Here is a 20,209-nt window from a genome sequence, read left to right on the forward strand (position 1 = left end):
TGAATCAACTCCTCGAGAAGTGTGAAATTAAAGACTGTTGAACTTCAGCCAGCGTAACTTTTTCATTCACCTTTTGTTTGGTGAATTCCCAAATACTGTCTATATATTCCATCGACTCATCAATTTGAGCATTCGAGCCCCTCTGATAAGCACCAATATTAATTAAATCTTCTGAATCCTTATACACGGCCATTAGTCGCTTCACATTCTCTGCTGCGGCGATCTGTTCTTCTGGCGCAATATCCTTCATTACACGACTAATGCTGGAAAGCACATCTATTGCTGGAAAATGCCCTTTATTCGCAATACTTCGATTAAGAACGATATGTCCATCGAGTATTCCTCTCACTGCATCAGCGATCGGCTCATTCATGTCATCACCATCAACCAGCACAGTGTAAAAAGCTGTGATAGAGCCTGTAGGACCAGTTCCGGCGCGTTCTAGTAGTTTAGGTAAGCTTGCAAACACCGATGGTGTGTAACCTCTCATAGCTGGAGGCTCCCCGACTGCAAGTCCAACTTCACGTTGAGCCATAGCATAACGAGTGACCGAATCCATCATGAGCATCACATTAAGTCCACGATCCCGAAAATACTCAGCAATCGTTGTAGCAATAAGTGCTCCTTTAATTCGAATTAATGCGGGCTGATCAGAAGTAGCAACTATAACGACTGACCTCTGCAAACCCTCAGGTCCCAAATCGCGTTCGATAAAATCCAGCACTTCCCTGCCACGTTCCCCAATCAGAGCGATAACATTAACATCGGCCGATGTATTACGTGCAATCATTCCCATAAGCGTACTTTTGCCGACCCCCGAACCAGCGAAAATCCCCACCCGCTGTCCTTTACCAATGGTTAGCAAGCCATCAATCGCTCTTACTCCGATGCTAATGGGTTCTTGCACTCGTGGTCTATTGAGTGGATTGGACGGAATGTTAAAGGTCGAACTATGTGGCATACGAGCTGGGATAAGAGAACCATCAAGTGGTTGTCCTAGACCATCCAGCACCTTACCCAGTAATTCTGATCCCACCTGTACACTAAGCGGCTTACCTGTACCCACTACATCACAACCAGGTCCAATAGCCTGCAGTTCTCCCAGTGGCATTAATAGCACCTTGTTGTCACGGAAACCAACGACCTCAGCTTGCAGCGGCTTATTTCCTTTAGAAGGATAGATATAGCACACATCTCCAATGCTAGCATCAGGTCCCTCCGATTCGACCATAAGACCGATAACCTGCGTCACTTTCCCATTGATCCTTACCGGATCGAGATTACGAAGTTGCTCCTTATAACGGTTACTATCAAGCATCTTCTTCCCCATTTCTCTGCTCATCGGTGTCCAGCGCGATTCTAACCAGCTCTTTCTTGATTTCTGCGAGCTGAGTATCAATTCGGGCATCTATGCTGCCAAAGGAGGAGCGGATTACACAACCTTGATCTTTCACCGTCGAGTCAGGCAAGATCTGTAGTTCAGCCTGCGAGTCAACCGCTAATGACAATTCTTCCCTTGCTGCGTTTACGAAAGCGAACTGCGCAGGTGATACGCACAGCGAGATCAGCCCTTGCTCACGTTTGCGAGCTAGATTCTTCCGAATCAAATCCATTGCAAACTGTGGTTCTACAGTTAGCTGTTTGTCCACAATTTTCTCCGCAATATCACAGCTTAGCTCTACCAAGAAAGGCTCAGCTTCCTGAATAATGACATCTCTCGCCTTATAGGCCTCAGTTAAAACAGCACGTGCTTCATCCATCATTGCTGCAACTTTAAGCTTCATCTCTTGTTCAGCTTGAGTAACACCTTCCTGATACCCTTGCTGATAAGCCTCGGCTTTGACGGCCTCAACCAGATGTTCATCCTGCTCACGCCGCTCTTTCCACCACTCTTCAGCCTCCGCTTTTGAGGATTCAACAATCTGTTCCGCTTCTAGAGAGGCATTTCGAACCTGCTCTTCAGCAAATTCTTGGGCGTCTTTAAGCATTTGCTTACGTGCCACTTCTGCCTCTTCACGTGCAGGATCATGATAGTGAGTCTCGTTTACAGTCTCCTCTGGAACGGGCTCCTCAGTTAGGCCCGCATAGTGACGGGCCTGCTCCAATCTTTTCAGTACATCAACTGGAACATACTGAGAGTGCTTAATCAGCTTAGACAATGATGTCATCTCCTCCGCCACGAGCGATGATAATTTCTCCAGACTCTTCGAGTCTGCGAATCGTACCTACAATACGTGTTTGTGCTTCTTCTACATCACGCAACCGCACTGGGCCCATATATTCCATTTCTTCTCGGAAAGTCTCTGCCATACGTTTGGACATATTCCGGAAGATAACATCTCGTACTTCTTCGCTTGCAACCTTGAGAGCAAGTTGCAGATCCGCATTATCAATATCACGAATAATACGCTGAATCGAACGATTGTCCACATTGACAATATCCTCGAATACGAACATCCGCTTCTTGATTTCCTCGGCGAGTTCCGGATCTTGAATTTCGAGAGAATCCAGAATCGTGCGCTCTGTCCCCCGGTCTACTCCATTCAAGATTTGTACGATCGATTCAATACCGCCAGCATTTGTATAATCCTGAGTTACTGTAGCAGAAAGCTTCTGCTCCAGCACTCGTTCAATTTGTGTAATGACCTCTGGAGAGGTGCTGTCCATTACAGCAATTCTTCTAGCCACCTCCGCCTGTTTCTCTTGAGGTAATGAGGAGAGAATAGCAGCAGCTTGTTCGAATTGCAGATAAGACAATACTAGTGCGATAGTCTGGACATTCTCATTCTGGATAAAGTTCAAAATCTGATTTGGATCAGCCTTACGCGCAAAATCGAAGGGTCTAACCTGCAAAGTCGCGGTCAGACGATTAATGACCTCCATAGCTTTTGCTGAACCAAGCGCTTTCTCCAGAATTTCTTTGGCGTAGTTAATACCGCCTTGTGATATATATTCCTGGGCGAGGCATATCTGATGGAACTCAGACATGATCGACTCTTTTTCACTGCTGTCCACTTTACGGACATTGGCAATTTCAAGAGTTAGTTGCTCAATCTCCTCGTCTCTTAAATGTTTAAATATTTGCGCCGATACCTCGGGCCCTAGTGTGATAAGCAGGATCGCGGCCTTTTGACGGCCACTAAGCCCCTGCTGACTAGCCTTTGCCATTAGTTCACCTCTGTTCGTCTGCAAGCCATGTACGCAGCAGATTTACGAATTCGTCTGGCTTCTTCTTGGCCAAACTTTCCAATTGCTTACGAACTTGACTGTCATTCGTCACACTTTCCAAATTAATAGATGGAAATTCGGTAGGAACCTGCAATGGAATGTCTTCATCTTCTTCTTCCACAGTCTTCTTACGACTACGATAGATTAGATATCCTCCACCTGCTCCAACCAGCAATGCAGCTGCTCCGATAGCCCATAACATCCATGTGGCAAGACCACCTGGTGTTGTATTAGCAGCGGTGCCGCCAAATTGTTGTGAATACACCGAAACCTTTTTGGTTAAATCAGCGTCTGTATATGTAGTACCTGAATCTGCGAGTGAAGCACGAACAATATTCACCAAAATATTTTGAATTGCTGCTGATGTAGCAGCGTCCAAAGAATTTTGTCCTGTAGGTGGTTCAACTGCAACATTTATGGTTAAATCTTTAACAGTAAAGGGACTAGCGATAACATCCTTTGTAATTCGGTTTACTTCATAGTTCCTCGTTTCAGAAGATTCTTCCGAAGTAGAAGTATCCGTGCCAGCTTGAGAAGGATAGCCCGCTACATCCTGTGAACCAGTACCTGCCACTCCGCCAGTTGTATTTCCTTGACCTGAATACGAATTACTAATGATTTGTGAACTGATCTCAATCCCCTTCATGTTCTCTGTATCCACAGGGGTTACTAGATCTTCCTTCCGGTTTTCCTTGTCAAAGTTCAGCTTCGAAAATACTAGAACGTCAACTTTATCTGGACCCGTAAGCGTGCTAAGGAATTGTTTCACATCTTTCTTTACTTCTTCTTCGAATTTCTTCTGAAGAGCGAAGTTCTCTTCGACTTGGCTGGAAACTCCTGCTTGTCCACCTTTAGCCGTAGGCATTAACTCGACTTCATTATTAGCAATCGTAATGTTATCGATTGGTAGATTTGGAACCGCAGTCTTTACAAGGTTGAAGTACCCATCAATATTATCTTGACTGGGTCTAAATCCCGGATTAAATGAAAGCACAACGGATGCAGATGCTTGCTCTTGGTCTGCCTGGGAAGCAAAAACTGTTTCTTTAGGCAAATTAATCAGCACTTTAGCATCTTTAATTCCTTGCATACGTCTCATTAACTGCTCTACTTCACCGTTTAATGCATTATTATACTTCACATTAAACTCACTATCTGTTGTTCCTATCATTGACGAATTTTCATTAAAGACTTTATAACCGATAGAGCCCCCCTGAACAATCCCCTGAGAACCGATATCCACCTTTATTCGAGCCGCTTCGGTGCTTGGCACTGAAATGCTCTTTCCATCTTGGCTTAATCGATATGAAACACCTGCTGAATCCAAGTAGTTCATTACTCCTGCTGAATCTGTGCTGTCCAAATCTTGAAACGCTACTTCATATTCTGTCTTTGAAAGCTGCACGGTTAATACTACGATTATTATTAGAATGATAAACAATGTTGAAAAGAATAAAATCTTCTGTTTACCACTAAATCTGTTCCAATACAGGGTAACCTTCTCCCGATATTGGGCAAATCTTTCATTCACAGTGTCACCCCATCCGGAACTAAGCTAGGATTTATTTAAATCTGAGTTCTCATAATTTCTTGATAGGCTTCAATCACTTTGTTCCGGACTTGTGTAGTCAACTGCAAACTCAGTAAAGCCTGTTGGGAAGAAATCATCACTTCGTCTATATTCACTTCTCCCAATACAAATTTATTACTCATATCCTTTGCTTGTTGTTCCTGATCTGCTACTTTATTGAGTGCATTCTCAAGATAAGAACCAAAGCTCTCCATGGAATTAGCAGGAGTGGATGAAGCTTCGGTAGATGTTGGTTTCATGGCAAGCTGCTGTACAGCTTGAACTCCATTAGTGATATTCTGTATCAACTGTTTCCCTCCTAAAAGTTTTGTAAGCATATGCTTCCTAGATTTACTTCGTACAAAACTCACTTTGGAAGCGTTCCTAGTGTTAATTACGTTTACCGCCCAATTTCGAGTGCTTTACTTACCATAGCTTTAGATGCATTCAGCATCGTTACATTGGCTTCATAAGAACGTGATGCAGATAACATATCTACCATTTCTTTGGTAATATCTACGTTTGGCATATAGACATAACCTTCGGCATCCGCATCAGGATGGCTTGGATTGTATACTGGCTTTAACGGTGAAGTATCTTCTATGATGGACTGCACCTTCACGCCTTCATTACTACTACCGTTCAATTTCGAATTTAGTATATTCGAGAACTTATTACTTTCGGTAGCTTCCATAACAACAAGCTTTCGACGGTATGGAACGGCTTTGCCATCAACCACCGATGCTCTTGTAGTTTCTGCATTAGCCACGTTGGAGGAAATCACGTCCATCCGCAATCGTTGAGCTGTTAATGCTGATGCACTTATCCCAAAACTACTCCCAAAGTTCATGCCATCTTATCCTCCTTGAATTACAGCTCGCATCATCGAAATCTGACTGTTGATCTGCTCGACATAAGAACTATACCTGAGTTGGTTCTCAGCGCTTAACGCCATTTCTCGTTCTACATCCACATTGTTGTCGTTATTATTCATAGAGGTAGTTTCATCTGTACTAACGACAGCAGCTGGTACAATACTATTGGTACCAAATTGAAAATGTCGGGAGTCCGTTACCTTCGCGTTAAGTGTAGGTTTTATTCCACTTTCCTGTTGCTGAAGGAAACTTTCAAATGACACATCAGAACGTTTGAAATTTGGCGTATCTTCGTTAGCCACGTTATTTGCTAGAACATTTTGTCGTTTATAGGCAGCATCAATGCCTCCCTGTAATCGTTGAAAACTGACACTATTCAGCAATCCCAAGATAATTCCTCCTTTCAAAGCTATCATAATGAAAAGAATTCCACAACTTTCCTTAAAAAACCTGCTCGATTTCGACAAATAAAGTATAAAAGTCCTCTATTTATCAACTTTCACGTCGAACCTTGTCGCAAAGTATAACTTATTAGTATTTTCACATACATTGATTTTCATTTAATTTGTATATTATTACAATAAGAAATAAGCCCTATCTTTTAAAAAAAGACAGGGCTTTTAGCACTTTATTGCTATTTTATTCCATATATAACTTAAAACTATCTTTTTTATTGCATCTTTTTACATTTTTTTACCTTTTAATGACACTGAATTGTAATTTTCTAATCCCTTATGCCCAAATCCATATGAATATAATTTGTCGCTTTAAAGAATATACTGACTTAGATCACGATCCTGTGCAATACTTGCCAATTTCTCACGCACATATTCCGGTGTAATAACCATAGTGTCCAGAGTCAGCTCAGGCGCTTCAAAGGACAGATCCTCCAATAGCTTCTCCAAAATGGTATGAAGTCTCCGAGCACCTATGTTCTCCATATTTTGATTCACTGAAGCAGCTATTTTAGCAATTTCATAAATAGCATCCTTCTGGAACTCTACTTCAATATCCTCGGTCTTCAACAAATTGGCATATTGTTTCGTCAAAGCGTTCTCTGGCTCCGTTAAAATGGATACAAAATCCTCCAGTGTCAGACTGCTCAGCTCTACGCGAATCGGAAAACGTCCCTGAAGCTCAGGAATCAGATCCGAAGGTTTAGCAACATGAAAAGCCCCTGCAGCCATGAAGAGTACATAGTCCGTCTTCACAGGACCGTATTTTGTCATGATTGTAGAACCCTCTACAATTGGAAGAATATCTCTTTGCACACCTTCACGTGATACATCAGGACCAGAACCTTTACCTTGACTCGCAACCTTATCAATCTCATCGATAAAAATAATTCCCGATTGCTCAGCGCGTGTCACAGATTCCTGAATGACATCGTCCATATCTATCAGTTTGGTGGCTTCATCCTGAATCAGTACTTTACGAGCCTCACGGATAGGAAGCTTGCGCTTCTTCGTCCGCTTCGGAAGTAAACTACCAAACATTTCTTGCATATTCATCCCCATTTGGTCGTTCCCTTGCCCTGCAAACATATCCAGCATAGATGGCGCTGTATCCTCAACATCTATTTCAATGATATCATCTTCCAATTGGCCAGCTAGCAGCTTAAATTTAACCCCACGACGGCGTTCGCTTAAGCTTCCATCTGGTTCGGAATCATCTTTAGACTCCTCTTGTGAAGAGTTCCCACCAAAAATCATCTCAAAAGGATTCTTCTGTGATTTATTTTTTGAAGACGAAGGCACTAAAATAGAGACAATCCGCTCGTTAGCCAGTTCTTCTGCACGGTCCTTCACCTTTTCCGTACGCTCTAGCTTCACCATACGAATAGAAGTCTCAACGAGATCACGCACCATAGACTCTACATCTCGCCCTACATAACCCACCTCAGTGAATTTGGTTGCCTCCACTTTGATGAACGGAGCATTAACAAGCTTGGCTAAACGCCGAGCAATCTCTGTTTTCCCTACACCAGTAGGTCCGATCATCAAGATGTTCTTAGGAACAACTTCATCACGCAGTTCCTCTGCCAGCAGACTACGCCGATAACGATTACGAAGCGCAACAGCTACCGATTTCTTAGCTTGTTTCTGACCTACAATATATTTATCCAATTCAGCTACGATTTGACGGGGTGTTAGCGATTGATTCACCATCGTGAATTCCTCCTTGTCTCTATGGCACTAAGCTTATAATTGCTCAACAATAATATTGGAGTTAGTATACACACATATTTCTGATGCAATCTGAAGAGCCTCGCGAGCGATATCTGCAGCAGCAAGATTTGGAGCATGACGTTTGAGTGCGCGACCGGAAGCAAGTGCAAAGTTACCACCGGAACCAATTGCGAGCACATCATCATCTGGTTCGATAATTTCACCATTTCCGGAGATTAAGAGCATGCCTTCCTTGTCCATAACAATCATCAATGCCTCAAGTTTACGAAGAATACGATCTTGACGCCAATCTTTCGCTAATTCTACGGCTGCCCGTTGCAGGTTCCCATGATGCTCCTCCAGCTTGCCTTCGAATTTTTCGAACAAAGTGATAGCATCTGCCACAGATCCTGCAAACCCTGCTATTACTTGTCCTCTGTATAAACGACGAACTTTTCTAGCCGTCGTCTTCATAATTACACTCTCTCCGAATGTAACCTGACCATCACCTGCTATAGCTGCCTGTCCGTTATGTCTTACAGCACAAATTGTAGTCGCATGAAAGCTGGGTACCATGATTGTAGTTACCTCCTTAAGATGGGCTTTGTTCAAATATAAGAAGTATTAGTTTCACGTTATACACTATCCTTATATTTCTCACTTAAACGCTTATCGTCCCTATAAGGACGTCGAAGACGTTTATGCTTGGTTATCGATAGCCTCCGGCTCTGTATATGCGAGGCCCGTACGATTGGCGTACTCGGCAAGACTGTCTAGTGCACGATGTGCTAGCATCTCATTCTTTTCTTTCTTATTACGGATTTTCTTCTCTACCTTCGGTAAAAGGCCAAAATTGGCATTCATAGGTTGAAAATGCTCCGGATCAGCGGAAGTGATATAAGCAGGCATGCTGCCAAGCACCGTGTCTTGTGGGAAGATCAGTCCTTCTTGACCGAGTGCGGCTCTAGCAGCATTAATGCCGGCAATCAAACCTGATGCCGCTGATTCCACATAACCTTCCACGCCAGTCATCTGTCCAGCAAAGTACAGCCTTTCTTTGCCCTTCATTTGATAAGTAGGATGCAAGAGTTTAGGAGAATTAATAAAGGTATTTCTATGCATTACACCATACCGAACGTATTCAGCGTTCTCAAGACCTGGAATCAGCGAGAATACACGCTTCTGTTCGCCCCATTTCAAGTGCGTTTGAAAGCCCACCAGATTGTACAGCGTTCCAGCAGCGTTATCCTGACGAAGCTGTACTACCGCATATGGTAGCTTGCCTGTGTGCGGATTAATAAGCCCTACAGGCTTCATCGGACCAAACAGTGCGGTTTGCTTACCACGCTTCATCATGATTTCGATAGGCATGCAGCCCTCAAAGTATATCTCTTTCTCAAAATCCTTGAGCGCCGCCGTCTCTGCAGTAATCAACGCATCATAAAACACGTCAAACTCCTCTTCAGTCATAGGACAGTTCAGATATGCTGCTTCTCCTTTGTCATAACGGGAAGCCAGATACACTTTATTCATATCAATACTGTCCTTCTCAACAATCGGTGCAGCAGCATCATAAAAATAGAAATACTCTTCACCTAACAGACCCTTAATTTGAGCAGATAATGCAGGGGAAGTAAGTGGACCCGTTGCAATAACAACAATCCCTTCCTCCGGTATATGCGTAAGTTCTTCATTTATGACTTCCACGAGCGGATGATTATGCAATGTACTCGTAATTTCTCCCGAGAAACCGTCCCGATCCACGGCAAGTGCGCCGCCAGCAGGTACAGCGTGGCGATCAGCTGCACCTAATACAAGGGAGTTTAAACGTCTCATTTCTTCCTTTAATACACCCACCGCATTGCCTAAACCATTTGCACGCAAGGAGTTGCTACATACTAGCTCTGCGAATTGATTCGTGTGGTGCGCCGGTGTCTTCACCACTGGTCTCATTTCATACAATCTTACCGGTACGCCTTGAGAGGCTATTTGCCAGGCCGCTTCACTTCCTGCGAGACCTGCTCCAATTACTGTTACCTTCGCTATATCTGTCACTGTCTTCTTTCCCCCTGTAGAGACTATTATTCTGCTAACTCTTCTTCGTTGTCTAAAACTGCCTCTGTATGGTCACAAGACGTACATTGCAGCTTGGTGCCTTGCTTATTGCGTTTCTCAATCATCCAAGCCCCGCAAGATGGACATGGTTTTGTGGATGGTCTATCCCAAGAGACGAAATCACAACCAGGATATTGATCGCAGCCATAGAAGACACGCCCTTTTTTGCTACGACGCTCTACAACTTTACCTTCATGACACTTAGGGCAAGTTACACCAATATCTTTGATGATCGGCTTCGTATTTCGGCAATCTGGAAACCCGGAGCATGCTAGAAACTTTCCAAAACGCCCTAATTTATAAACAAGTGGTTTACCACATTTCTCGCAGATCTCATCAGAAACTTCATCTTCAATCTCAATTTCTTTCATTTCTTCTTCGGCAAACACTAAGCGTTTCTCGAAAGACTCGTAAAATTCGGCAAGAACCTTCACCCAATCTTCTGAGCCTTCTTCCACATGGTCAAGATCCCCTTCCATATTAGCCGTAAACTCTACGTTCAATATTTCAGGAAAAAATTGTTCCATCTGTTCGATGACTAGTTCTCCAAGCTCTGTAGGCATAAATTTTTTCTCTTCAATAGCTACATAACCACGCTTCTGAATCGTTTCAAGTGTTGGTGCATACGTACTTGGGCGACCTATCCCTAATTCCTCAAGTGTCTTTACAAGCCTTGCTTCTGTATAACGCGGTGGTGGCTGTGTAAAATGCTGCTTAGGCTCGATCTCTTGCTTATTTAAAGCATCCCCCGCTTGAAGAGGCGGTAAATACTTATCTTCATCTGTAGTACCATCATCGTTGCCTTCTACATAAACCTTCATGAACCCTGGGAATGAAACCTTCGAACCCACAGCTCTGAATGTGGCCGTTCCTGCTTCTATATCAACCGAGAGCGTATCCAGAAGAGCCGAAGCCATTTGACTGGATACGAACCGATCCCATACCAGCTTGTAAAGACGGAATTGATCCCGGCTCAAGAACTCTTTGACCATTTCCGGTTCGCGGAGTGCTGAAGTTGGTCGAATCGCTTCATGCGCTTCTTGCGCTCCAGCCGCCTTCTTCGAATACTGGCGAGGGGCTTCGGGTAAGAACTTTTCACCATACTTTGCAGTAATCAGCTCTTTAGCTTCATCCTGTGCAGTGACAGATAAACGTGTCGAGTCCGTACGCATATAGGTGATCAAACCTACGGTTCCCTCTTTGCCTAGTTCCACACCTTCGTATAGTTGCTGGGCAACAGACATTGTTTTAGCTGCACGGAAACCAAGCTTACGTGCGGCTTCCTGTTGCAGGGAACTTGTTGTAAAAGGAGCCGAAGGATGCCGTTGTCTTTCCTTCTCCTTCACATTACTCACCTTGAAAGCTGCGTTCTTGATTGCCTCAAGCACCTCTTGAACATCACTCTCTTGATTAAGTTCTTTTTTCACACCATTCAGCTTATGAAACTTAGCTTCAAAGATGGAATCTCGAATCCCTAACTTGGCTGTAATGCTCCAATATTCAGTAGGTACAAAAGCAGAGATTTCATTCTCGCGATCCATGATGATCTTTACAGCTACGGATTGAACCCGTCCAGCGGATAACCCTTTTTTGACTTTCTTCCATAATAGGGGGCTAATCTTGTAACCTACTAGCCGATCCAGGATACGTCTTGCCTGCTGCGCATTCACAAGATCCATGTTAATCTTGCGTGGTGTCTTAAAAGCATCCTTTACCGCTTGTTTGGTGATCTCATTAAATACAACCCGGCATTCCTGTGTATTATCTAAATCCAGTGCATGTGCCAAGTGCCAAGCAATCGCTTCTCCCTCGCGATCGGGGTCAGCTGCGAGATAGACTTTTTTTACTTTTTTACTAGCGTCTTTCAATTCCTTCAATATAGAACCTTTACCGCGAATCGTAATATATTTGGGATTGAAATCATTTTCCACCTCAACACCAATTTGACTCTTCGGTAGATCTCTAATGTGTCCCATAGATGCCTTTACAATATACTTACTACCTAGATATTTGCCAATTGTCTTCGCTTTTGCGGGCGATTCGACAATAACCAATGCATCTGCCATAGACTCTTCCTCCTCGTTAACACTCGTACCTCTATATTAAATTACCTTATAAATAGCTCCTGGTAATTGTGCTACCGCTTTTTTTATGATTAAAGATAACAGAACTGAATGCAAATGTCCAAAATCCCATCCTGTCCTCACAAGCAGATCGTCCAAAATAAAGGGTCCTTGATGCAATATATGGTATAGGTGTGACTCCTCATTTGTCAATTTCTTTTCAATTAACAAGTCGTCAGCCACCTGCTCAGGGGGACCACTTTCACCCGTTTTTGCAAGCTTTGTCGGGAGATAAGAAGTATATTCTTCTATAATATCTAATGCACTGGTTACCAGCTTTGCCCCCTGTTTAATCAGATCAAGAGCACCTCTACTTTTAGGAGAAGTAATAGGTCCAGGGACAGCAAAAACATCGCGTCCTGCTTCCAAGGCAGCATCAGCAGTAATGAGTGATCCACTTCGACTGTCCGCCTCTACAACCACTGTCCCGTATGTAAGACCTGCAATAATACGATTGCGCTGCGGAAATAACCCTGGATGACTTTTGGTTCCAAGGGGATACTCTGTGAGCACTAGCCCATCACGAGAAATCAATCGCTCAAGCTCCTTATTCTCGGGAGGGTAGACCCGATCAAGCCCTGTAGCTACTACCGCTATAGTGCCTCCACCGCTTCTTAGCGCAGCTTCATGACACGCACTATCAATCCCCCTAGCTAATCCGCTAACCACTGTTAGACCTGCTGCACTAAGCTCTTTCGTGAGGATCTCCCCTACCTTCCGTCCATAAGCTGTTGGCACACGAGTGCCTACCATCGCCACACTGGGTGAAGAAGTCAGTTCCAAACGTCCACGATAATAAAGAATCCATGGTGGCTGATCCGTCTCTTTCAATAAATCGGGATAGTCTGGATCAAAAATCGTAACCATGTTCACAGCACTTTCTTCCATTAGTAAGCGGCGTTTTGCTATCCACTCCAACGTATATATGGAAGCAAGATGAATCGACATTTTCTCGGTCAAACCAATCTTCTCCCAGTCTTCTGTGCTACAAGAAAATGCTTTTTCTGACAAAAGCCCTGCTCTGCGAATCTTGTCGATAGTTTTCCAGCCTATACCTTCCACTTCATTAAAGCCGAATAGTAGTTCTCGTTCTTCCATATCATTTTTCTCTCCTTAACATGGAAGGCCTAGCCTTCCCTATTTTGTGTCACTCATCTTGAAAACGCAAGTATTTCTTTAAATTCAATAAATTTCTATTTAAAATAAAAAAAGCAACCTTTCATCCCTGGATAGGAACAAAAGGTTGCTTACCTCTTAAATTAATTATACACGAAATAACATCACTACGTGGAGTGATTTCCCTGCCTTACCTTCAATAATTAATGCGATGTAAAAGCACTTAGAATACCGCGTTCTTCAAGCACACTTACAAGTGTTGAGCCCATTTCAGCAGGTGTAGGAGCTACCTTAATTCCGCAAGCTTCCAGTACGGCAATTTTTTCACTAGCTGTACCTTTACCTCCAGAAATAATAGCACCAGCATGCCCCATGCGTTTGCCTGGAGGGGCAGTTGCTCCTCCAATGAAGCCTACAACTGGCTTGGTCATGTGTTCACGAATCCACTCTGCTGCTTCTTCCTCTGCAGTTCCACCGATCTCTCCGATCATGATAACTGCCTTCGTGCCCGGATCCTCATTAAACAGCTTCAAAATATCAATAAACTCAGAGCCTTTAACCGGGTCTCCGCCAATACCTACAGCGGAAGATTGCCCAATTCCACGCGTGGTTAGCTGATGAACAGCCTCATAGGTTAGCGTTCCGCTACGCGATACCACGCCAACATAACCTGGCATATGAATATAACCTGGCATAATTCCAATCTTACACTCTCCAGGAGTGATAACACCCGGACAGTTTGGACCGATCAAAACAGTAGAACGACCTTCCATATAACGCGAGACTTTTACCATATCAAGTACAGGAATACCTTCGGTAATACAGATAACCAAATCCAGCTCTGCATCTACAGCCTCCATGATGGAGTCTGCTGCGAATGCTGGTGGTACATAAATCACACTTGCAGTTGCACCTGTAGCTGCCTTAGCAGCTGCAACAGTATCAAATACTGGAAGACTAACTTCACTGCCATTTTCAAGGGTGATATTAACTGTCGTTCCACCTTTACCCGGCGTTACTCCTCCAACCATCTGTGTCCCATAATCCAGCGCACCTTTAGTATGGAACAAGCCTGTTGCTCCCGTAATACCTTGCGTGATAACTTTCGTATTTTTATCTACAAGAATGCTCATGCCTTAGTTCACATCCCTACTTATATTGTCAAATACGATAACTGGCTCCTACTTCCAAGCCATTATTGCACAAGAGATACAATCTTACGGGCACCGTCCGCCATAGAATCAGCAGCTACAATGTTAAGTCCCGATCCAGCCAAGATTTGCTTGCCCAATCCAACATTTGTTCCTTCAAGACGTACAACAAGCGGTTTGGTCAATCCCAATTGACTGGCCGCTTCTACAACACCGTTAGCAATAACATCACAACGCATAATACCGCCGAATATGTTAACGAAAATTCCATTTACCTTTTCATCCGATAGAATGATTTTAAAGGCTTCTGTTACCTTCTCGGTCGTTGCACCGCCCCCTACATCCAGGAAGTTGGCGGGTTCGCCTCCATAATACTTAATAATATCCATAGTCGCCATCGCGAGACCTGCACCGTTAACCATGCACCCAATATTGCCATCAAGCGCAATGTAGCTAAGGTCATACTTTGAGGCTTCGATTTCTTTTAAATCTTCTTCATCTAGATCCCGAAGCTCTTGAATATCCTTGTGGCGGAACAAAGCATTCGGGTCAAAATTCAACTTAGCATCTAGAGCCATTACATTACCATCCGCTGTAACTACCAATGGGTTAATTTCGGCAATAGAGCAATCTTTATCCACAAAAGCTAGATATAGCGCTTGCATGAACTTCACAGTCTTGCCTACCAGTTCATTAGGAATAGAGATGCTGTAAGCTAGCTTACGAGCTTGGAAAGTCTGCAAACCTACTGCCGGATCAATGATTTCTTTAAAAATCTTCTCCGGATGTGTAGCTGCAACCTCTTCAATCTCTGTGCCACCTTCTTCAGAAGCCATCATGACGACTCGACCAGTTCCTCTATCAACAACGATACCGATGTAATACTCTTTAACAATTTGACAGCCTTCTTCAATAAGAAGCCGTTTTACTACCTTACCCTCCGGACCAGTCTGGTGAGTAACTAAAGTCTTGCCTAGAATCTCGGTTGCGTAGGTACGCACTTCATCAATATTCTTAGCAACCTTTACGCCCCCAGCTTTACCACGTCCACCTGCGTGAATCTGAGCTTTAACAACAACAACCGGTGTACTCAGTGACTCTGCGGCTTCTACCGCTTCCTCCACTGTATAAGCTACTTTTCCATTCGGTACGGCCACACCGTACTTCTTAAGCACTTCTTTTCCCTGATACTCGTGGATATTCATAGCGGTAGCCTCCTAAAGTAGCGTGGTGACTCAGGCAGGCAGCCTGTTGTCATCTCGCCTTCCGTTTTGATTGCCGCGGGGTTAGGAGATAGGCTGATGCTAAACATGCAGCACTATTCCAGAACCAGCAGAAACTGTTCTACCACTCGTATAAGAATGGTCTTGTTTCTGTGAGAGACATTGAGTAAATCTATAAGACTCAGCTTATACTTACCTATATGCCATATAAAGGAACCCAGAATAGTGTAACATGTTTTTAAAACGCTTTCCTTAAATATATTCATGATTCGTACACATTTTTTCGCTTGGTTTCATGCCGGAATGCGAACGATCGCATTGACTCCTAATCATACTTACTTTTTACTATCTTGAGTGTTAGCCTCATGAACACGGTTCAGCAAGCTTTTGAACTGCTCAAGCAACTCTACTGACTCATCGCTGGACATAGTCGTTTCTTCCATCATTTTTCCAGGAATACAAGCCGCATTGCTTTGAAGCCCCCAGCCCTGTTCCGTTAGTGAGATCAGAACTTTTCGCTCATCTTGTGTCGAACGCTCACGCACGATCAACCCTGCAGTTTGTAAGCGTTTCAGAAGAGGCGTCAACGTACCCGAATCCAAAAATAGCGCCTCACCGATTTCTTTAACCGTACATTGCTGCCGTTCCCATAACACAAGCATTACTAGATATTGCGAGTATGTTAAACCGATCTTATCCAAATAAGGTTGATACAGCTTTGTGATCTCACGAGAGCAAGCATAAATCGTAAAACAGAGTTGATTCTCAATCAGTAGCTCAGGTGTAGTCGTTATCTTTTGCATATCTTCTTCATTCATTTTCATATCTTATTCACCTGCCTTATACCCTTATTTTATCATAATTCACTCATAACATCATAATAATAGCAAAAAATTAATTTGACTTTATGATTAATTGTGATAAATTAGATTGTACACAAACTAATATTGAAAAGGAGAGATTTACAATGATGACTATCCAGCAAAAAATGTATGAAACTACTGTTAAAGCCGTTGGAGGAAGAAACGGTTTTATCGAATCAGAAAGCCCTAAGCTCAATCTTACGATCAGTACACCACGTGAAATGGGAGGCGCCGGTGGCGAAGGCACAAATCCAGAGCAATTATTTGCAGCTGGATATTCCGCTTGTTTCGATAGTGCCCTAAACATGGTTGCTCGACTCGGAAAAGTGAAAATTGAAGGTAGCGAAGTAACGGCTACAGTCAGCTTCGGTAAAGTTGAAGATGGAGGTTTTGGCATAGCGGTTAAGCTTGATGTGCTGGTTAAAGGTGTTGACAGAGAAACCGCAACCTCTTTAGTAGAAGCGGCTCATGGCGCTTGCCCTTACTCCCGCGCAACCCGTGGCAATATCGCTGTAGAATTGAATGTACTGTAAGACAATTGCAGAGAATTATTTTCGCTTACAATGTCCTATCGGACACAGAAGATCTTAAACGCAACATTAGTTCACTTTTTGATTGCTAACGGACCCCATAGTAGCTAATGATATAAAAAGCATGTCATTGGGGCAGTTTCCTAAGGAATAGTGTCTCTGGAGTCCGAATTCACGCTCCAAATGCTAAAAACCCCCATATAACGCTTTTCAGGTCCATAAGTTTCCAGAGAGGTTAACAATTTTAGCGGAGTGAGATCAATGACCCAAAATACAAAGCAGCAATTCGCCAATAACGGGAATCGCTGCTTTATTTTATTTATTCTTCGGTCATCGCTTGCCGGTCTAAATTACGGTACTGCACAGCCTCTGCAAGATGAGAGGAAGTAATATCCTGTGCGCCTTCCAGATCAGCTATTGTACGGGATAGCTTAATAATTCGATCATGTGCTCGCATACTTAGACCCAAATTCTCCAGAATGTCATACAGCAATTGAGCCCCTTCACGGCTAAGACTTGCATATCTCCGAAGAGAAGCGCCGGAAAGTTCACTATTCCAAGAAATAGGCAAACGTTTAAACCGTTTAGCCTGTATCGCCTGTGCCGCCATCACCTCTGCATACATCTCAGCCGAAGATAGAACATGGCCCTGCCGATCCCATTCCTTTGGGCGAGGAACATCCACCTGTAAATCAATACGATCCAATAAAGGCCCTGATATCTTAGCACGATATTGAGCAATCCTAGCAGGACTGCATGTACAGTGTTGTTGAGAAAGCCCACTTCCAAAATAACCACAGCTGCATGGATTCATCGATGCGGCGAGCATGAATTTCGCAGGATAGGTAAAGGATGCTCGAGCACGACTTATAGTAACAACCCCGTCTTCGAGCGGCTGGCGCAACACTTCAAGTACATTCCTAGAGAACTCGGGCAACTCATCTAGAAAGAGAATCCCTCGATGTGCAAGACTAACTTCTCCCGGCTTTGGAATGCCTCCACCCCCAATAAGGCCTGCGGGAGATATCGTATGATGGGGGGAGCGAAAAGGACGACTACGCAGTAAGCCGTTGTCGGCATCTTTCAAAGTTCCTGCTGCACTAAAAATTTTGGTTACCTCAAGTGCCTCACTCTCAGACAATTTCGGAAGGATGCTTGGAAGGCGTTTAATCAGCATCGTCTTCCCTGTACCGGGTGGACCGATTAGCAATATATTATGCATGCCCGCTGCCGCAATGGTTAGGGCTCTTTTTACATGTTGTTGTCCTAGCACATCACTGTAATCATCCATCATATCGTTCATTGCACATGAGGAGGCCGCAGAAGTACCGTTAACTGGGGTATATTTTAGATGTTCCAAAGAAAGGACAAGAACCGGAGGTCGTTCATTAGCATCCTTCCCCTTGGTTACAGATACGGGAAAAGGAAGAAATAATAAAGACGTTTTTTCTTCGGAGACTCCCCCATCCAGTTGATTCTGTTCGTTCTCCCCTCTTATACCCATAGCTGAATTGGACGGTGATTCTTCCGGGTTCGGTAATGCACACAAATGGTCGATTGCGTATATATTTATGCCACTGATCAAAGCTGCCTCAGCAGCATTCCCTTCAGGAAGCAGTACAGCCTTAAATCCATTTTTACGCGCAGCTTCCACCATTGGTAGAACACCCGATACTGGCCGGAGACTACCGTCAAGCGCAAGCTCTCCAATGAAGAGCACCTCATTGGCTGAGGGCAATATCAGTTGACCACTAGTTATCAGTATCCCCAGAGCAATCGCAAGGTCAAAGGCAGAGCCTTCTTTTCGTAAGTCGGCTGGTGCTAGATTTATTGTAATACGCTGCTGGGGATAGCGATAACCGCAGTTCTTAACGGCAGCTCTCACTCGTTCTACTGCTTCACGAATCGCTGAATCTGGCAAACCAATGATATTCGTCTGCGGCAATCCATTCGCAAGATCAATTTCAACCCCAATCATTACCCCTTCAATTCCATACAGACATGCACTATGCATTTTTCCATACATAAAAACACCTCATCTCCTGAAATACACCCCTGTTTGGGTGTCACATCTTCAAGAAAAAAGGTGCTTCCTTATTTTCCGGTAATACATTAGCTATTATATCTCATTATATATAGGGAATCTTAGCGTAATCAAGAATTATAAATAAATATCAGATTGCATAAATGCGCATAAATAATCCTATAGATCTATATTAACCTTCTTCACTAACTATGACAGAGTCCCTAATCTGTTCAAAAGTCAACGGTTTATAGTTCCAATGCTCTACACAAATGTTAAAATAATTCTTTCCTTCATATTTTTGTCCGTGAATATGACCGTGCACATTTACGTAAGGCATATGTTTATTCATATACATAGGCTCATGAGAGAGAAAAAAGAAATCCTTATAAATTAGCGGATATTCGCTAACCTCGTCAAAGCCTGCTTCAAGCCACCAATCCCGACCACGTCCCCGATCATGATTGCCGAGAATTAGAATCTTATAGCCATGTAACCTCTCCACAATAGCACGTGTCGCTTCCTTATTAAGAAACGAAAAGTCTCCCAAATGAAACACTTTATCCTCCAGACTCACTACCGAATTCCAGTTTTCAATCATGGCTTCATTCATTTGCTCCACATCGGTAAAGGGTCTGGATTCAAAATCAATAATCAACTTATGTCCAAAATGATGGTCAGATGTGAAAAAAACGTTAGCCATGTTCACCCTTCTTTCTTTTTTGATCATAGTTTGTATGATTATCTTCAGTCACGTCGCTTATGTGAAAGTTTTTTATTATCGCTCTGGATCAGCTCAGCTAAAGGTGGAGTCTCTTCATTCTCAATGAGCCAGCCACGCATCTCTTTAATTGCTTCCACCTGACCATTCCCTTTATCTCGCCAGGTAAGAAGCTCTATGACTTTAATAACAAGCGCTAAGAGACTGCTATTGCTGTTTTGTGATTTATCTGCACGGATTTTTTGAAATAGCGCCTCATTTTTCCAATCGATTAATATTTCCTCAGCTATAGTGGGCCGCATAACCGTGAAGTTCTTATTGCAATTTGCGCAACAGACAACGGATACTGGCTCTGCGGTAAATTTCACTTCAATCTTCTGCTGGCAATATTGGCAAGCAAAACTAACCTGCATTTCAAAAGGTTTATTCTTCACTTAAACAGCCCTCCTCATGATGACATTAAAAAGTTACTCTAATGTTTACCCATTTCTTTTGAGAAATGA

At 43.4% G+C, this 20,209-nt stretch carries 19 protein-coding genes; 1 reads left to right on the top strand and 18 read right to left on the bottom strand.

What is annotated here, in order from left to right:
• Nucleotides 1–4 precede the first annotated feature (4 nt).
• The 15 genes from fliI to QNH28_RS18330 all read right to left on the bottom strand — a co-directional run bounded on the left by fliI (nt 5) and on the right by QNH28_RS18330 (nt 16,393).
• Nucleotides 5–1,342, bottom strand: a complete 1,338-nt coding sequence (fliI, locus tag QNH28_RS18260) for a flagellar protein export ATPase FliI (protein ID WP_280818170.1) — start codon at nt 1,340–1,342, stop codon at nt 5–7.
• Nucleotides 1,311–2,159 carry a FliH/SctL family protein gene (locus tag QNH28_RS18265; protein WP_283907937.1) on the bottom strand — a complete coding sequence of 283 codons (849 nt, stop codon included), beginning with the start codon at nt 2,157–2,159 and terminating at the stop codon, nt 1,311–1,313. Before QNH28_RS18265 ends, fliI begins: the two co-directional genes overlap by 32 nt.
• Complete coding sequence (gene fliG, locus QNH28_RS18270) at nt 2,152–3,168, bottom strand: flagellar motor switch protein FliG (RefSeq protein WP_042128934.1); 1,017 nt, start codon at nt 3,166–3,168, stop codon at nt 2,152–2,154. The genes QNH28_RS18265 and fliG overlap by 8 nt, the downstream gene beginning before the upstream one ends.
• 4 nt (nt 3,169–3,172) lie before the next feature.
• Complete coding sequence (gene fliF / locus QNH28_RS18275) at nt 3,173–4,759, bottom strand: flagellar basal-body MS-ring/collar protein FliF (RefSeq protein WP_283907938.1); 1,587 nt, start codon at nt 4,757–4,759, stop codon at nt 3,173–3,175.
• A 35-nt stretch (nt 4,760–4,794) separates the two neighbouring features.
• Nucleotides 4,795–5,106 carry a flagellar hook-basal body complex protein FliE gene (gene fliE / locus QNH28_RS18280; protein WP_076119551.1) on the bottom strand — a complete coding sequence of 104 codons (312 nt, stop codon included), beginning with the start codon at nt 5,104–5,106 and terminating at the stop codon, nt 4,795–4,797.
• A gap of 92 nt (nt 5,107–5,198) precedes the next feature.
• Entirely contained in the window at nt 5,199–5,648 is a 450-nt protein-coding gene (gene flgC / locus QNH28_RS18285) for a flagellar basal body rod protein FlgC (RefSeq protein WP_094869605.1), read from the bottom strand.
• A gap of 6 nt (nt 5,649–5,654) precedes the next feature.
• Entirely contained in the window at nt 5,655–6,062 is a 408-nt protein-coding gene (flgB, locus tag QNH28_RS18290) for a flagellar basal body rod protein FlgB (RefSeq protein ID WP_283907939.1), read from the bottom strand.
• A gap of 378 nt (nt 6,063–6,440) precedes the next feature.
• Nucleotides 6,441–7,841 carry an ATP-dependent protease ATPase subunit HslU gene (gene hslU, locus QNH28_RS18295; RefSeq protein ID WP_283907940.1) on the bottom strand — a complete coding sequence of 467 codons (1,401 nt, stop codon included), beginning with the start codon at nt 7,839–7,841 and terminating at the stop codon, nt 6,441–6,443.
• A gap of 33 nt (nt 7,842–7,874) precedes the next feature.
• On the bottom strand, nt 7,875–8,417 hold the full coding sequence (gene hslV / locus QNH28_RS18300) for an ATP-dependent protease subunit HslV (RefSeq protein WP_042189455.1): 543 nt from the start codon (nt 8,415–8,417) through the stop codon (nt 7,875–7,877).
• 123 nt (nt 8,418–8,540) lie between these two features.
• Nucleotides 8,541–9,896 (bottom strand): FADH(2)-oxidizing methylenetetrahydrofolate--tRNA-(uracil(54)-C(5))-methyltransferase TrmFO, encoded by a 1,356-nt coding sequence (gene trmFO, locus QNH28_RS18305; protein ID WP_283907941.1) that lies wholly within the window; start codon nt 9,894–9,896, stop codon nt 8,541–8,543.
• A gap of 26 nt (nt 9,897–9,922) precedes the next feature.
• The gene (gene topA / locus QNH28_RS18310) at nt 9,923–12,022 is read right to left on the bottom strand and encodes a type I DNA topoisomerase (RefSeq protein WP_283907942.1); all 2,100 of its coding nucleotides are present in this window, start codon (nt 12,020–12,022) and stop codon (nt 9,923–9,925) included.
• 36 nt (nt 12,023–12,058) lie between these two features.
• Nucleotides 12,059–13,177: a DNA-processing protein DprA gene (gene dprA / locus QNH28_RS18315; RefSeq protein WP_283907943.1), complete on the bottom strand. Its 1,119-nt coding sequence runs from the start codon at nt 13,175–13,177 to the stop codon at nt 12,059–12,061.
• Between the two features lie 221 nt (nt 13,178–13,398).
• Nucleotides 13,399–14,328 (bottom strand): succinate--CoA ligase subunit alpha, encoded by a 930-nt coding sequence (gene sucD, locus QNH28_RS18320; protein ID WP_283907944.1) that lies wholly within the window; start codon nt 14,326–14,328, stop codon nt 13,399–13,401.
• Between the two features lie 62 nt (nt 14,329–14,390).
• Nucleotides 14,391–15,551, bottom strand: a complete 1,161-nt coding sequence (gene sucC / locus QNH28_RS18325; protein ID WP_042128955.1) for an ADP-forming succinate--CoA ligase subunit beta — start codon at nt 15,549–15,551, stop codon at nt 14,391–14,393.
• Between the two features lie 353 nt (nt 15,552–15,904).
• Nucleotides 15,905–16,393, bottom strand: coding sequence for a MarR family winged helix-turn-helix transcriptional regulator (locus QNH28_RS18330; RefSeq protein WP_283907945.1), 489 nt, complete (start codon nt 16,391–16,393; stop codon nt 15,905–15,907).
• Nucleotides 16,394–16,536: 143 nt separating this feature from the next.
• Between QNH28_RS18330 and QNH28_RS18335 the strand changes: the two genes are divergently transcribed.
• The gene (locus QNH28_RS18335) at nt 16,537–16,965 is read left to right on the top strand and encodes an organic hydroperoxide resistance protein (protein ID WP_042189459.1); all 429 of its coding nucleotides are present in this window, start codon (nt 16,537–16,539) and stop codon (nt 16,963–16,965) included.
• Between the two features lie 316 nt (nt 16,966–17,281).
• Here the strand turns inward: QNH28_RS18335 and QNH28_RS18340 are convergent, their stop codons facing one another.
• The 3 genes from QNH28_RS18340 to QNH28_RS18350 form a co-directional block, all read right to left on the bottom strand.
• Nucleotides 17,282–18,988, bottom strand: coding sequence for a YifB family Mg chelatase-like AAA ATPase (locus QNH28_RS18340; RefSeq protein WP_283907946.1), 1,707 nt, complete (start codon nt 18,986–18,988; stop codon nt 17,282–17,284).
• Between the two features lie 190 nt (nt 18,989–19,178).
• Nucleotides 19,179–19,688 carry a phosphoesterase gene (locus tag QNH28_RS18345; protein ID WP_283907947.1) on the bottom strand — a complete coding sequence of 170 codons (510 nt, stop codon included), beginning with the start codon at nt 19,686–19,688 and terminating at the stop codon, nt 19,179–19,181.
• A 44-nt stretch (nt 19,689–19,732) separates the two neighbouring features.
• Nucleotides 19,733–20,140 (bottom strand): hypothetical protein, encoded by a 408-nt coding sequence (locus QNH28_RS18350; RefSeq protein ID WP_283907948.1) that lies wholly within the window; start codon nt 20,138–20,140, stop codon nt 19,733–19,735.
• Nucleotides 20,141–20,209 lie beyond the last annotated feature (69 nt).

It is taken from the genome of Paenibacillus sp. G2S3, assembly GCF_030123105.1.
GTDB lineage: Bacteria > Bacillota > Bacilli > Paenibacillales > Paenibacillaceae > Paenibacillus_AQ.